Source organism: Microbacterium sp. TPD7012 (assembly GCF_003075395.1).
Taxonomy (GTDB): Bacteria; Actinomycetota; Actinomycetes; order Actinomycetales; family Microbacteriaceae; genus Microbacterium.
The window spans coordinates 74199-92604 of sequence record NZ_QDFV01000009.1; the positions used below are offsets into that span (position 1 = coordinate 74199).

Annotated in this window: 18 protein-coding genes; all 18 read left to right on the forward strand. The window is 68.5% G+C overall.

Features of this window, described 5'->3' with window-relative positions; translation table 11 throughout:
• Positions 1–23: 23 nt before the first annotated feature.
• The gene (gene murC, locus DC434_RS18680; RefSeq protein WP_116636817.1) at positions 24–1424 is read left to right on the forward strand and encodes a UDP-N-acetylmuramate--L-alanine ligase; all 1401 of its coding nucleotides are present in this window, start codon (positions 24–26) and stop codon (positions 1422–1424) included.
• A 2-nt stretch (positions 1425–1426) separates the two neighbouring features.
• Positions 1427–2347, forward strand: a complete 921-nt coding sequence (locus tag DC434_RS18685) for an FtsQ-type POTRA domain-containing protein (RefSeq protein ID WP_116636818.1) — start codon at positions 1427–1429, stop codon at positions 2345–2347.
• A gap of 183 nt (positions 2348–2530) precedes the next feature.
• Positions 2531–3676 carry a cell division protein FtsZ gene (ftsZ, locus tag DC434_RS18690; protein ID WP_116636819.1) on the forward strand — a complete coding sequence of 382 codons (1146 nt, stop codon included), beginning with the start codon at positions 2531–2533 and terminating at the stop codon, positions 3674–3676.
• Complete coding sequence (locus DC434_RS18695; protein WP_243409012.1) at positions 3673–4383, forward strand: YggS family pyridoxal phosphate-dependent enzyme; 711 nt, start codon at positions 3673–3675, stop codon at positions 4381–4383. Before ftsZ ends, DC434_RS18695 begins: the two co-directional genes overlap by 4 nt.
• Positions 4384–4425: 42 nt before the next feature.
• Positions 4426–4905, forward strand: a complete 480-nt coding sequence (gene sepF, locus DC434_RS18700) for a cell division protein SepF (RefSeq protein WP_116636821.1) — start codon at positions 4426–4428, stop codon at positions 4903–4905.
• A 3-nt stretch (positions 4906–4908) separates the two neighbouring features.
• Positions 4909–5205, forward strand: a complete 297-nt coding sequence (locus DC434_RS18705) for a YggT family protein (RefSeq protein ID WP_116636822.1) — start codon at positions 4909–4911, stop codon at positions 5203–5205.
• A 156-nt stretch (positions 5206–5361) separates the two neighbouring features.
• Entirely contained in the window at positions 5362–5967 is a 606-nt protein-coding gene (locus DC434_RS18710; RefSeq protein WP_116636823.1) for a DivIVA domain-containing protein, read from the forward strand.
• A 9-nt stretch (positions 5968–5976) separates the two neighbouring features.
• Positions 5977–6651: a signal peptidase II gene (gene lspA / locus DC434_RS18715; RefSeq protein WP_116636824.1), complete on the forward strand. Its 675-nt coding sequence runs from the start codon at positions 5977–5979 to the stop codon at positions 6649–6651.
• Positions 6652–6653: 2 nt separating this feature from the next.
• Complete coding sequence (locus DC434_RS18720) at positions 6654–7574, forward strand: RluA family pseudouridine synthase (RefSeq protein ID WP_116636825.1); 921 nt, start codon at positions 6654–6656, stop codon at positions 7572–7574.
• 69 nt (positions 7575–7643) lie between these two features.
• A complete protein-coding gene (locus tag DC434_RS18725) occupies positions 7644–8243 on the forward strand; it encodes a GNAT family N-acetyltransferase (protein WP_116636826.1) in 600 nt (199 codons plus the stop codon).
• A gap of 31 nt (positions 8244–8274) precedes the next feature.
• A complete protein-coding gene (locus DC434_RS18730) occupies positions 8275–8877 on the forward strand; it encodes a sigma-70 family RNA polymerase sigma factor (protein ID WP_116636827.1) in 603 nt (200 codons plus the stop codon).
• Complete coding sequence (locus DC434_RS18735) at positions 8874–9986, forward strand: hypothetical protein (RefSeq protein ID WP_116636828.1); 1113 nt, start codon at positions 8874–8876, stop codon at positions 9984–9986. The genes DC434_RS18730 and DC434_RS18735 overlap by 4 nt, the downstream gene beginning before the upstream one ends.
• A 41-nt stretch (positions 9987–10027) precedes the next feature.
• The gene (locus DC434_RS18740; protein ID WP_207770002.1) at positions 10028–10633 is read left to right on the forward strand and encodes a sigma-70 family RNA polymerase sigma factor; all 606 of its coding nucleotides are present in this window, start codon (positions 10028–10030) and stop codon (positions 10631–10633) included.
• Entirely contained in the window at positions 10608–11714 is a 1107-nt protein-coding gene (locus tag DC434_RS18745; protein ID WP_116636830.1) for a hypothetical protein, read from the forward strand. Before DC434_RS18740 ends, DC434_RS18745 begins: the two co-directional genes overlap by 26 nt.
• An 88-nt stretch (positions 11715–11802) precedes the next feature.
• Positions 11803–15321: a DNA polymerase III subunit alpha gene (gene dnaE, locus DC434_RS18750; protein WP_116636831.1), complete on the forward strand. Its 3519-nt coding sequence runs from the start codon at positions 11803–11805 to the stop codon at positions 15319–15321.
• A gap of 70 nt (positions 15322–15391) precedes the next feature.
• Positions 15392–16612 (forward strand): hypothetical protein, encoded by a 1221-nt coding sequence (locus DC434_RS18755; protein ID WP_116636832.1) that lies wholly within the window; start codon positions 15392–15394, stop codon positions 16610–16612.
• A 1-nt stretch (position 16613) separates the two neighbouring features.
• Positions 16614–17918 (forward strand): histidinol dehydrogenase, encoded by a 1305-nt coding sequence (gene hisD, locus DC434_RS18760; protein ID WP_116636833.1) that lies wholly within the window; start codon positions 16614–16616, stop codon positions 17916–17918.
• A gap of 10 nt (positions 17919–17928) precedes the next feature.
• A complete protein-coding gene (gene nrdR, locus DC434_RS18765) occupies positions 17929–18399 on the forward strand; it encodes a transcriptional regulator NrdR (RefSeq protein ID WP_116636834.1) in 471 nt (156 codons plus the stop codon).
• Positions 18400–18406 lie beyond the last annotated feature (7 nt).

The window sequence follows — 18406 nt, forward strand, 5'->3', positions numbered from 1 at the left end:
AGGAAAAGTAGACTGAACACGACATGATCAGACCCGACCTCTCCCTCCCGATCCCCGAGACGATCACCTCCGCGCACTTCATCGGCATCGGCGGCTCCGGCATGAGCGGCCTCGCGAGGATGTTCCTCGACGCCGGCATCCGCGTCTCCGGCACCGACCGCGCCGACAGCGACAACCTGCGCGCCCTCGCGGCTGCCGGCGCCACCGTGCACGTCGGCCACGACGCGGCGTACCTCGGCGACGCCGACACGGTCGTGCACACCGGTGCGATCTGGCCCGAGAACCCCGAGTTCGTCACGGCCAAGGAGCGCGGGCTGCACGTCATCCACCGCTCGCAGGCGCTGCACTGGCTGATCGGATCCCGCCGCCTCGTCTCGGTCGCCGGAGCCCACGGCAAGACCACGTCGACCGGCATGATCGTCACGGCTCTGCGCGAGCTCGGCGCCGACCCGCACTTCGTGAACGGCGGCGTGATCGAGCAGCTCGGCGCATCGAGCGCGACCGGCACGGGCGACCTGTTCGTGATCGAGGCCGACGAGTCGGACGGCACCTTCCTGCTGTACGACACGGCGGTCGCGCTGATCACCAACGTCGATCCCGACCACCTGGACCACTACGGCTCGGACGAGGCGTTCCACGACGCGTTCGTGCGATTCGCGGATGCCGCCTCCGAGGCAGTCGTGATCTCGAGCGACGACCCGGGGGCGCTGCGCGTCAGCGCGGGGCTCTCGCACGACAACGTCATCACCTTCGGCCAGGCCGAGGGAGCCGATCTCCGCGTCACCGACATCGTCGCCGCAGGTCCCGTCGCCGCGACGCTGACGCACGAGGGGGAGAGCGCGCGCATGCAGCTCGCGGTCCCCGGCGTGCACAACGCGATCAACGCGGCAGGAGCCGTCGCGGTGCTGCGTGCGCTGGGCCACCCGCTGGCCGACGCGGTGCGCGCCGTCGAGGGCTTCGCCGGCACCGTGCGCCGACTCGAGCAGCACGGCGTCGAGCGCGGGGTCACCGTGTACGACGACTACTCGCACCATCCGACCGAGGTCCGCGCGGCGCTCGAGGCCATGCGGAGCATCTCGGGCTCCGGCCGGATCATCGCGATCCAGCAGCCGCACACCTATTCGCGCACGCAGCACATGTATCAGGAGTTCGCCGACGTCCTCGAGGAGTTCGCGGACCACACCGTGATGCTCGACGTCTACGGAGCCCGTGAGGATCCGGTTCCCGGGGTCACCGGTGCGCTGGTCAGCGACGCGTTCCGCGACCAGGGGCACGTGCACTACGTCGCCGACTGGCAGCAGGCCGCGGACTACACGGCCACCGTCGCTCGGGACGGGGATTTCGTCATCACGCTCGGGTGCGGGAACGTCTACCAGATCATCCCGCAGGTGCTGGAGTCGCTCCGCCGGACCGACGAGGCGTAGCCATGCGCCGGCCCGCACCGCTTCCGACCGCCCCGGAGGGCAAGGGGCAGAAGGATGCCGCGTCGGAAGTGGAGACCCGCCCGCGCCGCCGTGAGCGTGCCGAGGCGGCATCCGTCGTCGACATCGAGTCGGGACAGCCGGCGGCGCCCGCCGACGAGGCGCCGCAGCCGACCTCGACCGGGGACGTGTGGCGTGCCGCGCGGGCGCGGCGCAAGGCGCTCCGCGCGGAGATCCGCCGGTTCACCCAGCGCTCTCGCCGGCGGAGGATCATCTGGCTCAGCAGCATCGGCGCCGTCCTCCTGCTGATCGGGGGGAGCGTCGCCGCGGCGTACAGTCCGCTCTTCGCCGTCGAGAAGATCACGGTGGCCGGGGCCACGACGCTCGACCCCGCGGTGATCGAGGCGGCCCTCGCCGACCAGATCGGCACCCCGCTGGCGCTGGTCGACACGAGCGAGGTGAAGGCGGCGCTGCTCGCGTTCCCGCTCATCGAGACCTACGCACTCGAGGCGAAGCCGCCGCATGATCTGACCGTGCGCATCGTGGAGCGCACACCGGTGGGCGTCATCCGCTCGGATGCGGGATACACGCTCGTGGATGCCGCCGGCGTCGCACTCGCCACCACGTCGGATCAGCCCGCGGGGCAGCCGATCATCGAGGTCGAGGGCGGTGTCGACTCGACGGCGTTCGAGAGCGCCGGGCTGGTCGTCCGATCGCTTCCGGCAGGCATCAGGGGCGCGCTCACCGGCGTGAGCGCCTCGACGGCCGACGACGTGACGCTGACCCTCAGCACCGGCCTGACTGTCGTGTGGGGGAGCGCGGAGGAGTCCGGGCTGAAGGCGCTCACGCTCTCTGCCGCGCTGAACGCGAACCCCGGCGCGACGTCGATCGACGTCACTTCGCCGAAGGTCGCGGTCGTCGGCTGACGGCTTTCGACGGGAATGGCGCGACACGCCCGTGTCGCTGCGCTTCCGCGGGCACGCGGCGCTTACCTTCGATCTCAGGGAACGCAATACCGGGAAATACTTTACACCTCTAGTTGAGGTTTAAGGTTCAGCCCCGCACTCTCTCGACAACGAACGCAAGGCTCGACTAATCGGAGGCCGGCCATGAGCCAGAACCAGAACTACCTCGCCGTGATCAAGGTCGTCGGCGTCGGCGGTGGCGGCGTCAACGCCGTGAACCGCATGATCGACCTCGGCCTTCGCGGAGTCGAGTTCATCGCCGTGAACACCGACGCCCAGGCGCTGCTGATGAGCGACGCCGACGTCAAGCTCGACGTGGGCCGCGAGCTCACCCGCGGACTCGGGGCCGGAGCAGACCCCGAGGTGGGTCGTCGTGCCGCCGAGGACCACGCCGAGGAGATCGAGCAGGCGCTGACCGGGGCCGACATGGTCTTCGTCACCGCCGGCGAGGGCGGTGGCACCGGAACCGGTGGCGCTCCCGTCGTCGCGCGCATCGCGAAGTCGATCGGCGCCCTCACGATCGGTGTCGTCACCAAGCCGTTCTCGTTCGAGGGCCGCCGTCGGCAGAGCCAGGCCGAGGCCGGCGTCGCGAAGCTCAAGGAAGAGGTCGACACCCTCATCGTGGTGCCGAACGACCGTCTTCTCGAGATCAGCGACCGCGGCATCTCGATGATCGAGGCCTTCGCGACCGCCGACCAGGTGCTCCTCGCCGGTGTGCAGGGGATCACCGACCTGATCACGACCCCCGGACTCATCAACCTCGACTTCGCCGACGTGAAGTCGGTCATGCAGGGTGCGGGATCCGCCCTCATGGGCATCGGATCCGCGCGCGGCGCCGACCGGGCGATCAAGGCCGCCGAGCTGGCGGTCGAGTCGCCGCTGCTCGAGGCGAGCATCGAGGGCGCGCACGGCGTGCTCCTCTCGATCCAGGGTGGATCGAACCTGGGCATCTTCGAGATCCATGACGCCGCGGACCTCGTCAAGGAGGCCGCGCACCCCGAGGCCAACATCATCTTCGGTACGGTCATCGACGACACGCTCGGCGACGAGGTGCGCGTGACGGTGATCGCCGCCGGGTTCGACGGAGGAGAGCCGTCGCTGCGGCTCGACCCGATGGTCGTGTCCCGTCCCGCCACCACGACGCTGCCCGAGGTCGCGCTCACCGAGACCGAGGAGCCGGCGAAGGCCGAGACCGCTGAGCCTGCTCCCGTGCAGCAGCGTGTGCCGGCCACGAGCATCGAGCCGGCGTTCGCGGATGACGACATCGACATCCCCGAATTCCTGAAGTGACAGGAGTGACGGCCGAGGACAGTCAGCAGCCGGACCTGGCCGCGCGGCTGTCGGCGATCGACGAGCGCATCGCCGACGCCGCGCGCCGGGCCGACCGCGATCCCGCGGAGATCACTCGGATCGTCGTCACGAAGTTCCACCCCGCCTCGCTAGTGACGGATCTGCAGGCGCTGGGCGTGCGCGAGGTCGGTGAGAACCGGCAGCAGGAGCTCTCCGCCAAGCAGGCCGAGCTCTCGGCACTGGATCTGCGCTGGCACTTCATCGGCCAGGGGCAGACGAACAAGGCGGCGGCGATCCGACGGAGCGCGGATGTCGTGCACTCGGTCGACCGCGGTCGACTCGCCGATGCGCTGCACCGCGCCGCGGAGGACGACGATGTGCTCGACGTCCTCGTGCAGGTCAACCTGACGGACGACGCTGGGCGAGGCGGTGTCGCCCCGGCCGAGTCCCGCGCTCTGGCCGAGCACGTGCTGACTCTGCCGTCCCTGCGTCTGCGCGGGGTGATGGCGGTGGCGCCCCTCGACGAGGAGCCTGCCTCGGCGTTCACCCGTCTTCGCGGCATCGCCGATGCGATCCGCGAGGTCGAGCCCTCGGCCACCTGGATCTCCGCCGGAATGACGGGTGACTTCGTCGAAGCGATCGACGCGGGCGCGACACACCTGCGGATCGGCTCCGCAATCACCGGACCCCGCCCCGACCGGGGTTAACCTGTGAACAGACCACCCCAAACGTTCGAACCGGAGGACACGATGGGTAACCCGCTGAAGAAGACCATGGTGTATCTCGGCCTCGCCGACGAGGAAGAGGTCTACGAGGAGGAGACGCAGGCTCCGGCCCGCGCCCACCGTGACCGCGACCGCGATCGTGACCGCGAGGAGTCGGCTCCGGCTCCCGTCACGCCGCTGCGCCGCCCGGTCGCCGTCCGTCAGCCTGCTGCCGGCACGGTGAACGAGATCCTCACGGTGCACCCGAAGCAGTACCGCGACGCTCAGCTGATCGCGGAGAGCTTCCGTGAGGGCGTCCCGGTCATCATCAACCTCTCGCAGATGAGCGACGCCGACGCGCGTCGTCTGATCGATTTCGCCAGCGGCCTCTCGCTCGGGCTCTACGGCCGCATCGAGCGCGTGACCTCGAAGGTCTTCCTGCTCTCGCCGGAGAACATCGCGGTCTCGGGCCAAGGGGGAATCGCGCACGCGGACGCCGAGTCCGCGGGCTTCGACCAGTCGTAGCCCGTGGAGCTGGTCTCCGTCGTCGCCAGGATCGTCCATCTGGTGCTGCTGCTCTACATCTTCGTGCTCTTCGCGAGGCTGATCCTGGACTACATCCCGATGTTCAATCGGGAGTGGCGTCCGAAGGGATTCGGGCTCGTCGTCGCAGAGGCCGCCTACACGGTGACCGATCCGCCCATCCGGTTCTTCCGGCGGATCATCCCCCCGTTGCGGATCGGCTCGCTGTCGCTGGACTTCGGGTTCGCACTGACGATGCTCATCGTCCTGGTGCTCATGAACATCGTGGGATTGTTCATCTGATCGACCGGCGAGTTCTCGCGCCCTGGGTGTCGTGACATCGCGACGCCGAGGCTCGGGGACTATGCTGGCACCCAGGTGCGCGCCCCGGGTTCGCGCCACATAAAGACCGCGCCATAATCGTTACTGGCAACCGAACTCATCGAAAGAGGAGCCATCATGGCACTTACCCCGGATGACGTCGTCACCAAGCAGTTCCAGCACGTCCGCTTCAAGGACGGCTTCGACCCGGACGAGGTGGACGACTTCCTCGACGAGATCGTCATCGAGTGGCGCAAGGCTCTCGAGGAGAACGTCGAGCTGAAGGCCAAGCTGGCCGCCTACGAGTCGGGCGCAGCCCCCGCGGCCGCTGAGCCCGCCGCTGCCGCCCCCGTGGTCGCCGAGGCGCCTGCCGCTCCCGTCGCCGAGGTCCCGGCCGAGCCTGCTCCGTCGGGTTCCGCCACCGCGACGGCCGGCATCATCGAGCTGGCCCAGCGCCTGCACGACGAGCACGTCGCCGAGGGTGAGGCGAAGCGCAACCAGCTGATCGCCGACGCCGAGGCCGAGGTCGGCCGCATCCGCAGCGAGGCCGAGGCCAAGCAGCGCGAAGAGGCCGCACGTCTGGAGCGCGAGCGCAACACGCTCGAGGCCCGGATCACCGAGCTCCGCAACTTCGAGCGCGACTACCGGTCGCAGCTGCGCGGCTACATCGAGGGTCAGCTCCGCGACCTCGACGAGAAGTCGGCCTCCACGGACTCCACGCCGGTCTCCGCGATCGGCCTGTAAGGCGCCCTCTTGTCAGGACGTCGTCCCCTTCGTCGGTCGGCGGCCGGTGCGATCGTTGCGATTCTCGCAGCGGTCGTGCTGGCCGCCGATCAGTTTGTGAAGTACCTCACCATCGAGCACCTCCCTCTCCATGAGGTCGTGCCCGTGCTCGCGGAGTTCCTTCAGCTGTATTACATCCGCAATTCGGGCGCGGCCTTCTCGCTCGGCAGCGGAGTGACCTGGATCTTCACCATCGCTCTGAGCGTGGTCGCCGTGGTCATCATCTGGAAGGCGTTCGACGTCCGCTCCCGTTGGTGGGCAGTCGTCCTCGGCGCGCTGCTCGGCGGCGTGCTCGGCAACCTCACCGACCGTCTCTTCCGCGAGCCGGGATTCGGCAACGGTCACGTGGTCGACATGATCTCGATGCCGTGGATGATGCCCGCGATCTTCAACGTCGCGGACATCTTCATCGTGACCGGGATGATCTCGGTCGCGCTGCTCGTCGTGCTCGGTCTGCGTTTCGACGGCACCCGGGAACGGGACCACGCGCCGGTCGAGACAGAAGAGGAGGCCGAGGCCGCCGCTGTCGCCGCCGAGGACCAGGAGATGCTCGACGACGCGGATGCCGTCGCCGACGCGGATTCCGCATCGGTCGCCGGCGAGGTCGCGTCCGCCGAGGATTCGTCGCCGTCGGACGGTCGCTGACCGTGGAGTCGCGGTCCCTTCCCGTCCCCGACGGCATGGACGGCGAGCGCGTCGACGCGGCGCTCGCACGCATGCTCGGCTTCTCCCGCACCTTCGCCGCCGATGTAGCGTCCGCGGGGGGAGTGCAGCTCGACGGCGTCGTCCTGGACAAGTCGGATCGTCTGCGAGGCGGCGCCTGGCTCGAGGTCGAGTGGCAGCCCAAGGAGGCGCCGCGGATCATCCCGATCGCCGTCCCCGAGTTGGGCATCGTCTACGACGATGACGACATCGTCGTGGTCGACAAGCCCTCGGGCGTCGCAGCTCACCCGTCGGTCGGGTGGGAGGGCCCCACGGTCATCGGCGCCCTCGCCGCGGCGGGATTCCGCATCGCGACCAGCGGTGCGGCCGAGCGTCAGGGGGTCGTGCACCGTCTCGACGTGGGAACCAGCGGCCTGATGGTGGTCGCCAAGACCGAGGCCGCGTACACGGCTCTCAAGCACGCGTTCAAGGAGCGCACCGTCGAGAAGATCTACCACGCCGTCGTGCAGGGGCATCCGGATCCGCTCGCCGGCACGATCGACGCTCCGATCGGTCGCCATCCGAACCACTCGTGGAAGTTCGCCGTCGTCCCGGACGGGAAGCCCTCCGTGACGCACTACGAGACCCTGGAGGCGTTCCCGGGGGCCTCGCTCCTCGAGATCCATCTGGAGACCGGGCGCACCCATCAGATCCGCGTGCACATGGCGGCGCACCGGCATCCGTGCGTCGGCGACCCGCTCTACGGCGCCGACCCGACGCTGTCCGCCAGGCTCGGCCTGACGCGGCAGTGGCTGCACGCGCACCAGCTGGCCTTCACCCACCCGGCGACGGGGGAGTGGGTGCAGTTCGCGTCGCCGTATCCCGCGGACTTCCAGCACGCGCTCGATGTGCTCCGCGGAGAGTAGTCCGCGCCGATCTGGGCCGCTGAGCCCGTCGAAGCGTGCGATGTCGCCGGGGTGCGCCACACTGGGCGCATGAGCATCGAGGTGCGTCCGGCGACCGTGTTCGACGACGTCGCGACGCTGGTGGGGCCGAAGAAGCCGACGTCGAACGTCTGCTTCTGTCTGAGCTATCGCATCGGCAGCAAGGAGAACGTCGCGCTGAAAGGAAATGCGCGCGCCGACCGGGTGCGGGAGCTGTGCCATCAGGATCCGCCGCCGGGCGTGATCGCCTACCTCGACGACGAGCCGGTCGGCTGGGCGGCCCTGCATCCGCGGAGTGAGACGAGCTTCGCGCGCAATCGGCTCATCCCGCACGTCGACGACCTCGACGTGTGGTCGCTGTGGTGCTTCCGAGTTCGGCCTGGGCACCGCAGACAGGGCATCTCGCACGCGCTGATCGAGGGCGCCGTCGCCTACGCGAAGCAGCGCGGGGCCCCTGCGATCGAGGGATATCCCGTCGACAACCGCGGCGAGAAGGTGAACCTCACGATGGCGTACGTCGGCACGAGGAGCCTGTTCGAAGACGCCGGATTCACGAAGGCGGCCGACACGGACTCGGTCCTCGACGGCTTCCCGCGCGTGCTCATGCGCCTCGATCTGACGGCATCGAAGAAGTCGTCGAAGAAAACGTGAACCCATCAGGGGCGCACGGACAATACACAGCGTGAGCACAGACAGCGAGATCATCCAACGGTCTCTGGACCAACCATCAGCCTTCGCCCAGCTGTTCGATCGACATGCGCGCGTGGTCAACGCCTTCGCGACGTACCGGATCGGCCGGCATGCGGCGGAGGACGTCCTGAGCGAGACGTTCCTCGTGGCGTTCCGACGTCGCGCGGACTTCGATCGTGACGTCGAGTCGGCCGTCCCCTGGCTGCTCGGCATCGCCTCCCGCCTCATCCGCCGACACCGCGCAGTGGAGGCCAAGCACTGGCGTTCGTTCGCGGCGTCCGTCTCGGGTGAGGAGCATTCCTCCGAGGGAGGAGTCGACGACGCGATGACGCGGATCGACGCGGAGCGCGAGGTTGCAGGGCTCAGAGCACGTATCGCCGCCCTCGCGCCGAGGGATCGGGAGACGCTCCTGCTCTACGCATGGCAGGGGCTGTCCTACGACGAGGTGGCGACGGCGCTCGGCGTCCCGGTCGGGACAGTCCGTTCGCGGTTGAACCGCGTGCGGAAGCGCCTGGACCCCGTTCGCAGGGCGCATGCGAGGCGACAGACAGAGACACAGACGCAGACAGACCGAGCAGCAGGGAGCATCCGATGAACGTTTTCGAGAAGGTGCAGGAGACCCGACCGGAGATCGACGGGGCCGAGGAGAACATCTCGGCGGCGCGGGTGCGACTCCTGAGCGAGATCCACGCCGAACAGCGGCCTGCGCGGTCGCGCGCGGCACGACGCCCGTGGATCATCACGGCCGGCCTGGTCGGCGCCGCCGCGGCGGTGACCGCCGGTGTTCTCGTGGTCGGCAACCTCACGACGCCGACGACCGGAGGGGTCGAGGCCATTCCGACCATCGTGCCGAAGCCGTCGGTGGAGCCCACACCGGAGCCGACGGTGGAGCCGTTGACGGCCGCCGGAGCGTTCAGCGCGGCAGGAGCATCCGCGAGCACGTTCACCGGATTGACGGTCGCACCGGGGCAGTATCTGAGGGTGCACACCGACTCCGAACAGATGGTCTACCAGCACCCGGACACCGGGGTGGGAGAATTCCAGACTGATCGATCGACCGCGGCGAACGCCTGGATGGATGCCGTCTCCTGGGACAACTACGTCCCCGCGGACACATCGTCCGACTGGTACTCCGTGGGGGGCCAGGTCGAGATCCTGCAGGAGTTCGGTCCCGATGCCGCCGCGCTCGCGGAACAACATGTGCAGGAGATCGGCGGGCCGAGTGGGCCGAACACGTTCGCCGGCGGGATTCCGCCCTGGGAGACCTCGAGCGGTTTCTCGATGCAATCCTTCTGGCAGGACATGCCTCGCGATCCGGCCCAGCTGATCGCGTGGATCAGGCAGAATCAGGGTCCCGTGACGGGTGACCAGGACTACAAGGTGGGTTGGGTGCTGGTGGACCTGCTCGCGAAGAACGTCGGGTCACCCGACGTCCGATCGGCGATGTACGGTGCGCTGAGCATGCTCAGCGGCTCGGAGATCGTCGAGACCCAGGGGAACATCGTCACGCTGAGCTTCTCCGCTGCTGAGCAGGCGCTGTCCGGTGCTGACGGCATCCGACGTCGGACAGTGACCATCGACATCTCGTCGGGGCTCGTCCTCGAGAAGACGGTGACGCTCGATGTCGCGTCGCCCCTGGTCCCCGCGGACCTCCCGGACGAGCGGTACACGTACACCGTGAGCGTCGTCGACGCGCTGCCGTGATGACTTTCGAACCGTCTGCGCTCTCCGGGGCAATACATAGTGTGAGCACAGACAGCGAGATCATTCAGCGGTCGCTCGGGCAGCCCCGAGCCTTCGCCGAACTGTTCGATCGGCACGCCAGGACGGTGGGCGGCTACGCCGCCCGCCGTCTCGGCGCCGATGCGGGCGAGGACATCCTCAGTGAGACGTTCCTGGTCGCGTTCGCACGACGGAAGTCGTTCGACACATCCTGGGACTCGGCGCTTCCCTGGTTGTACGGGATAGCTTCGCGACTGATCAGGAAGCATCGGGCACGAGAGGCCAAGCACTTCCGGTCGAGCGTCGAGTCCGCGCAGCGCGAGGAGCACATCTCCCACGGAGACCTCGAGACGACGATCGCGCGTCTCGACGCCGAGATATCCACCCGCGAGCTGGCGCCGCGGATCGCGGCCCTCTCGGCCAAGGACCGGGAGACCCTCCTGCTCTACGCCTGGGGAGACCTGACCTATGAAGAGGTCGCCGTCGCCCTGGGCGTCCCCGTCGGGACTGTCCGGTCCCGCATGAACCGCGTTCGGACGCGGTTGGATCCGGCCAGGGCGATCACCCGAGAACGAGTCGTCAATGACAAGGAAGGAGCGGTCGATGGACGTTTTCGAGCGCGTGCGTGATGTGAACGCAGGAATGAGCCTGACGGAGGACCGGATCATCGGTGCTCGTGCCCGGCTGCTGGAAGGAATCGACGCAGGCCGGGCGGCCGAGCGGAAGCAGCTCACCCGGCGCCCGATGTTCCTGATCGCCGGAGCAGTGGCGGGAGTGGCCGCGGCGACGGCAGGCGTCGTCGTGATCACCCAGCTCACGGCCCCCTCTCCGCAGGTGGAGGCCGTCCCGGCGCCGACCGCGGATCCTCGACAGCCGGGGGAGGTGCTCCCGCATCCCGCGCCGACCGGAGGGACCGGGATCACGGAGCCCTTCCCCGGCACCACACCGCAGGCGGGGCAGTACCTGAGAATCGATACGGTCTTCGAGTCACTGCTGTACCGGGGGCCGGAGGTGTCGACCTACCAGTGGTTCTATCGGCCGACTCAGTATCCACCCATCTCCGCAGCTCTCCTGCGATCCTTCTCGTCGCTGACGGTGCCCGCGGATCGGTCCGGGGAGTGGGTCGGCAGCTACGGGCCGTCGAACGAGCGCATCCGCTTCTACCCGGAGGATCAGGGACCAGGGGGTGAAGCGGCCTGGGACACCCTGCTGCCGGTTCGGCCGGACATCGATCAGTGGACGTACACCGGGGGGATCGGCGGAGAGACGCTTCCCCTCACCGGCTCTCTCGAGTCGTACGCGCAGTATCCGCAGGATCCCGCGGCACTGTTGCAGTACTTCCGCGACCTCGCGCAGGGCGATCCGCAGATGCCGGATGTCGAGGGGAGCGCGGTGCTCAACGTCGCGGGAGTGCTGATCTCGAACTATGCGCCGGCTGCGACGCGGGCCATCTTCCTCGAGGCGCTGGAGCTGAGTCCGCGCGCCGAGGTGGTGTCCGCTGACAACGGCATCGTCACCTACCGGATGCACGTGGACGGCTGGCAGGGGCCGAGCACCACGACCGTGTCGATCGACACGAGCACGGGATGGGTGACCGAGTCCACGGTGCGCTTCGATCGCGCGGATGGAGCCGAGGGCGACATGGCGCCGAGCGACGTGCCCGACATCCGGCGCACCTTCACGGTCTCGATCGTGGACGCGATCCCGTAGACGAGCGACACGAAGAGCCCCGGCACCTCTCTGCGGTGCCGGGGCTCTTCGGCATCCGACGTCGGATGCCGAAAGTAGACTCGAAGGCATGGCATCCGACTCCTTCGCCCACCTCCATGTGCACAGCGAATACTCGATGCTCGACGGTGCGGCGAAGATCGCGGCGATGACCCAGGCGGCCGCCGATTACGGCATGCCGGCCATCGCGGTGACCGATCACGGCAACACCTTCGCCGCGTTCGAGTTCTACAAGGCGGCGAACGCCGCAGGCGTCAAGCCGATCATCGGGCTCGAGGCCTATGTGACCCCGGGAACGCATCGCAGCGACAAGTCGCGCGTGCAGTGGGGCTCGCCCGATCAGAAGAGCGACGACGTCTCCGGTTCCGGTGCGTACACCCACATGACGATGTGGAGCGAGACGACCGAGGGCATGCACAACCTCTTCCGGCTCAGCTCCCGCTCGAGCATGGAGGGCTACTACTTCAAGCCGCGCATGGACCGTGAGCTTCTCCAGACCTATTCCAAGGGCCTGATCGCGACGACCGGCTGCCCCTCCGGCGAGATCCAGACGCGCCTGCGTCTCGGTCAGTACGACGCCGCGCGCGCGGCAGCCGCGGAGTTCCAGGACCTCTTCGGCAAGGAGAACTACTTCGCCGAGATCATGGACCACGGCCTCTCCATCGAGCGGCGCGTGATGACCGATCTCCTGCGTCTGGCGAAGGACCTGAACATCCCGCTGGTCGGCACCAACGACTCGCACTACACCCACCAGCACGAGGCCGACGCGCACGAGGCGCTGCTCTGCGTCCAGTCCGGCTCGACGCTCGACGACCCGAACCGCTTCAAGTTCGACGGCGACGGCTACTACATCAAGACCGCCGCCGAGATGCGCCAGCTGTTCCGCGACCACCCCGAGGCGTGCGACAACACGCTGCTGATCGCCGAGCGCTGCGAGGTCGAGTTCAACACCGCGGCGAACTACATGCCGCGTTTCCCCGTCCCCGACGGCGAGACCGAAGACAGCTGGCTCATCAAAGAGGTCGAGGTCGGCCTCCACTACCGGTACCCCAACGGCATCCCCGACAAGGTGCGCAAGCAGGCCGAGTACGAGACCGGCATCATCCTGCAGATGGGGTTCCCCGGCTACTTCCTCGTCGTCGCCGACTTCATCAACTGGGCCAAGGACAACGGCATCCGCGTCGGTCCCGGTCGTGGTTCCGGTGCCGGCTCGATGGTCGCCTACGCCATGCGGATCACCGACCTCGACCCGCTCGAGCACGGCCTCATCTTCGAGCGCTTCCTCAACCCCGACCGCGTCTCGATGCCCGACTTCGACGTCGACTTCGATGACCGGCGCCGTGGCGAGGTCATCGAGTACGTGACCCAGAAGTACGGTTCCGAGCGCGTCGCGCAGATCGTCACGTACGGCACCATCAAGTCCAAGCAGGCGCTGAAGGATGCCGGGCGCGTGCTCGGCTTCCCGTTCAGCATGGGAGAGCGTCTCACGAAGGCGATGCCGCCGCCCGTCATGGGAAAGGACATGCCCCTTGACGGCATGTTCGACTCGGCGCACCCGCGCTACAAGGAAGCCAGCGAGTTCCGGGTCCTCATCGAGACCGACCCCGAGGCGAAGACGGTGTTCGACCGCGCGCTCGGGCTGGAGGGACTGAAGCGCCAGTGGGGCGTGCACGCGGCCGGCGTCATCATGTCGTCCGAGCCGCTGCTCGACATCATCCCCATCATGCGCCGCGAGCAGGACGGCCAGATCGTCACGCAGTTCGACTACCCGTCCTGCGAGTCCCTCGGCCTGATCAAGATGGACTTCCTGGGGCTGCGCAACCTCACGATCATCTCCGACGCGCTCGACAACATCCGCATGAACCGCGGCGAGGAACTCGATCTCGAGCATCTTCCCCTCGACGACCGCGGCGCCTACGACCTTCTGGGCCGCGGTGAATCGCTCGGCGTCTTCCAGCTCGACGGCGGGCCGATGCGCTCGCTGATGCGCCTGATGAAGCCCGACAACTTCGGCGACATCTCGGCCCTCATCGCGCTGTACCGTCCGGGCCCCATGGGCGCGAACTCCCACACGAACTACGCGCTCCGCAAGAACGGCGCCCAGCCGATCACGCCGATCCACCCCGAGTTCACCGAGTCGCTCGCCGACATCCTCGAGGAGTCCTACGGTCTGATCATCTATCAGGAGCAGGTCATGGCCATCGCGCAGCGCGTGGCCGGGTTCTCGCTCGGTCAGGCCGACATCCTCCGTCGCGCGATGGGCAAGAAGAAGAAATCCGAGCTGGACAAGCAGTTCGAGGGCTTCCAAGCCGGAATGCACGCGAACGGCTACTCCGACGGGGCCGTCAACGCGCTCTGGGAGATCCTGCTGCCGTTCTCCGACTACGCGTTCAACAAAGCGCACTCGGCGGCCTACGGCGTCGTCTCGTACTGGACCGCGTACCTCAAGGCGCACTATCCCGCCGAGTACATGGCCGCACTCCTCACCAGCGTCGGTGACTCCAAGGACAAGATGGCGCTCTACCTGAACGAGTGCCGCCGCATGGGGATCAAGGTGCTCCCGCCCGACGTCTCGGAGTCCATCAACTTCTTCGCGGCCATCGGAGACGACATCCGCTTCGGTCTCGGCGCCGTCCGCAACGTCGGCAGCAACGTCGTCGACGGCATCGTGCAGTCCCGCAAGGACGAGCGCTTCGACTCGTTCCATCACTTCCTCGACAAGGTCCCGCTGCACGTCTCGAACAAGCGCACCGTCGAGTCCCTGATCAAGGCCGGGGCCTTCGACTCGATGGGCGACTCGCGACGCGCCCTCATGGAGGTGCACGAAGACGCGGTCGAGGCCGCCGTCGATCGCAAGCGGAACGAGGCGCAGGGGGCGATCGGATTCGACTTCGACAGCCTCTACGACGGCACCGAAGAGGTGGCGCCGGCCAAGGTCCCCGCGCGGCCGGAGTGGATCAAGAAGGACAAGCTCGCGTTCGAGCGCGAGATGCTCGGTCTCTATGTGTCCGATCATCCGCTCGCCGGTCTCGAGGTGCCGCTCGCCAAGCATGCGTCGATCTCGATCCATGACCTGAACAACTCCGAGGACATGCAGGACGGAGACCAGGTCACCGTCGCGGGGCTGGTGACCAGCGTGCAGCATCGTGTCGCCAAGGCCAGCGGCAACCCCTACGGCATGATCACCGTCGAGGACTTCAACGGCGAGGTCACCGTGATGTTCATGGGCAAGACGTACATCGAGTTCCAGCACATCCTGCAGCAGGACTCCATCCTGGCCGTGCGCGGGCGCGTGTCGCGTCGCGACGACGGGTTGAACCTCCATGCCCAGTCCGCGTTCGCGCCCGACGTCGGCTCGTTCGATGCGGCCGGTCCGCTGTCGCTCGTGCTGGCCGAGCAGCGCGCGACCGAACGCGTCATGAACGAGCTCGCCGAGATCCTGCGCCGGCACAACGGCGACACCGAGGTCCTGCTGCGGGTGCACCGCGGCGGAAGCGCGAAGGTCTTCGAGGTGCCGATGCCGGTCAAGGTCTCCGCCGACCTCTTCGGTGACCTCAAGTCGCTGCTCGGCCCCGCCTGTCTGGGGTGAGCGGGTAGGATCGTGAGCCGTCGGGGGCGATCAACGCGCCCCGGACGAGCACCGTGACGAAAGGACGACCATGAGCACGGATCTGCCCGAGCAGTCGGACATCGAGGACGAGACCTTCACCGACGACGACGGCGTCCTCTACGACGAGGACGTCACGCCGGAGTTCGGCATCCTCGGCTTCACGCTGCGCGAGCTCCTGATCGTGGGCGTGTGGCTGGTGTCCTTCGTCGTCTCCTTCTTCCCTCTGGGCGGCGGGCTGTCGCTCTGGGGCGTCGGCGTCCAGTGGATCCTACCGATCGGCGTGCCCACCGCCGCCGTGTTCCTCCTCGTGCTCCGGCGCTTCTCGCCGGACGGCATCCGTCGCGTCGGCTCGCTGGGCATCGATCAGTTCGCCTCCGTCGCGTTCTCGGTGTCGGCGACCGTGTGGGTCGGGACGCTGTGGCTCGCGGTCTCCACGCTGATCGAGGGAGGCTTCTGGAGCCTCCCGTGGAACGGGATCCTGCTGCTGGTGACCTCGCTCGCCCTCGTCGTCCTCACGGTCTTCGCCCCGATCATCCCCGGGCTGAAGGAGGACTTCCACGGTCGCCTCGTGACCCTGGCGCACCGCAACGCCAACCCGGCCCGCCCGGTCATCGCGCGTCCGCGCCCCGAGGTCGTCGCCGCTCCCGAGACGGTGGCCGCTCGCGAGACGGTTGACGCTCCGGAGGCCGTGGCTGGTCCGGAAGCGGATGCCCCGGCGCCCGAGAACAACGCAGACTTCACCGAGACCACCGCGTTCCCGGCCGACTTCGACCGGGAGCTCTCCGGGCAGCAGGCGACCGACGAGGTCGCGCGCCTCGACCTCGCGGCGCAGGTGCCGCTCGTGGCCCACGCCTCGGGCGGTGACACCGGTACCGAGCAGGTCACCTCGGATGACGAGTACGTCCCCACGTACTCCCGACGGTCCCGCGGACAGGAGCAGGAGATCGTGTCGGACACCGGCAGCATCGAATCGCTGCTCGAGACCGCGGCGCGCGTGGAGGGCGAGGAACCCTACGTCGAGAGCGACGACATCGTCGACGCCGACCTCGACGCGACCAACCCGCGTGAGTCCGCTCCCGTCGCGCAGCCGTTCTGGATCCTCGCGCCCTCGGAGCGCGATGTGCACGACGAGCGCGGCGAACCGCTGTTCCGCATCGGGCCGACCGCCTGGGCCCTGGTGATCGAAGATCGTGGAGGCGCGTACGTCATCCGCCATGACGACGGCCGGATCGGCTACCTCCACGAGATCTCCGACATCACGAAGGGCTGACATGCGAACGATCGATCTGCGAGGGCGCGAGCTCTCGCCGGCTGACATGCTCGCCGCCGTCCCGCGTGCCACGCAGGCGCGCGCGGAAGCGCTCGACACGGCCACGCGCATCGTCGACGACGTGCGCGACCGTGGCGAGGCCGCCCTGCGGGAGCAGGCGGAGCAGTTCGACCGGGTGACGGGTCACGCCATCCGGGTTCCCGCCGACCAGATCACCGCGGCGCTCGCATCGGTCGATCCGACCGTGCGTGCGGCGCTTGAGGAGGCGATCATCCGGGTGCGCCAGGGCTCCGCAGCGCAGGTGCCCGCCCCGCAGGTCACCGAGATCGGCCCCGGCGCCCGGATCCTGCAGCGCTGGCAGCCGGTCGCGCGCGCCGGCGTCTACATCCCGGGTGGCAAGGCGGTGTACCCGTCGAGTGTGATCATGAACGTCGTTCCCGCGCAGGTCGCCGGAGTCTCGCAGATCGCCCTCGCCTCACCGCCGCAGGCCGACCACGACGGTCGCATCCACCCGACGATCCTCGCCGCGGCCGCACTGCTCGGCGTCAGCGAGGTCTACGCGATGGGCGGCGCCGGAGCGATCGGCGCGCTCGCATGGGGAGTCCAGACGATCGGGCTCGACCCGGTCGACGTGGTCTCCGGTCCGGGCAACAACTTCGTGGCTTCCGCCAAGCGGGCGGTCGCGGGCGTGGTCGGCACGGATTCCGAGGCCGGTGCCACCGAGATCCTCATCGTCGCCGACGAGAGCGCCGACCCGCGGCTCGTCGCCGCCGACCTGATCAGCCAGGCCGAGCACGACGAGCAGGCATCCGCTGTGCTGGTCACCGACGCGGTCGAGCTCGCCGAGCAGGTCGCGGTCGAGATCGACCGGCAGGCCGCCGCGACGCGCCACAGCGAACGGGTGCGTGTCGCGCTCGACGGTCCCCAGTCCGCGATCGTGCTCGTCGACGACCGGGCCATGGCGACCGCGTTCAGCAACGCGTACGCCCCCGAGCACCTCGAGCTCCACCTCGCCGACGCCGAGGACGCGGCATCCGCCTTCACCAGCGCGGGCGCGGTCTTCGTCGGAGACCAGACGCCGGTCAGCCTGGGCGACTACATGGCCGGCAGCAACCACGTGCTGCCCACCGGGGGACAGGCGCGCTACACTCCCGGCCTCGGCGCGTACACGTTCCTGCGTCCGCAGCAGGTCATCTCCTATGACCGGGCGGCACTCGCCTCCGTGCGGGAGGGCGTCGTCGCCCTGGCGAACGCCGAGGTCCTGCCCGCGCACGGCGAGGCGATCGAGGCGCGCTTCACGGCGTAGGATCGGTCAGATGCACTGCCCCTTCTGCCGTCACTCCGATTCGCGCGTCATCGATTCGCGTACCAGCGACGACGGGCTCTCCATCCGACGGCGCCGTCAGTGCCCGGAGTGCGGAGGCCGTTTCACGACCACCGAGACCGCGAGTCTCAACGTGATCAAGCGCTCCGGAGTCATGGAGCCGTTCAGCCGCGAGAAGGTCATCTCGGGCGTGCGCAAGGCCTGCCAGGGCCGCCCCGTCACCGAGGCGGACCTCGCGGTCCTCGCGCAGCGCGTGGAGGAGGCGGTCCGGCAGACCGGTGTGTCGCAGCTCGACACGAACGAGATCGGCCTCGCGATCCTCGGACCCCTGCGCGAGCTCGACGAGGTCGCCTTCCTGCGCTTCGCCAGCGTCTACCAGGCGTTCGACTCCCTCGAGGACTTCGAATCCGCGATCACCGATCTGCGCGCCGACCACGCGGAGCAGGAGCGCGCGGACCGGTAATCTGGCA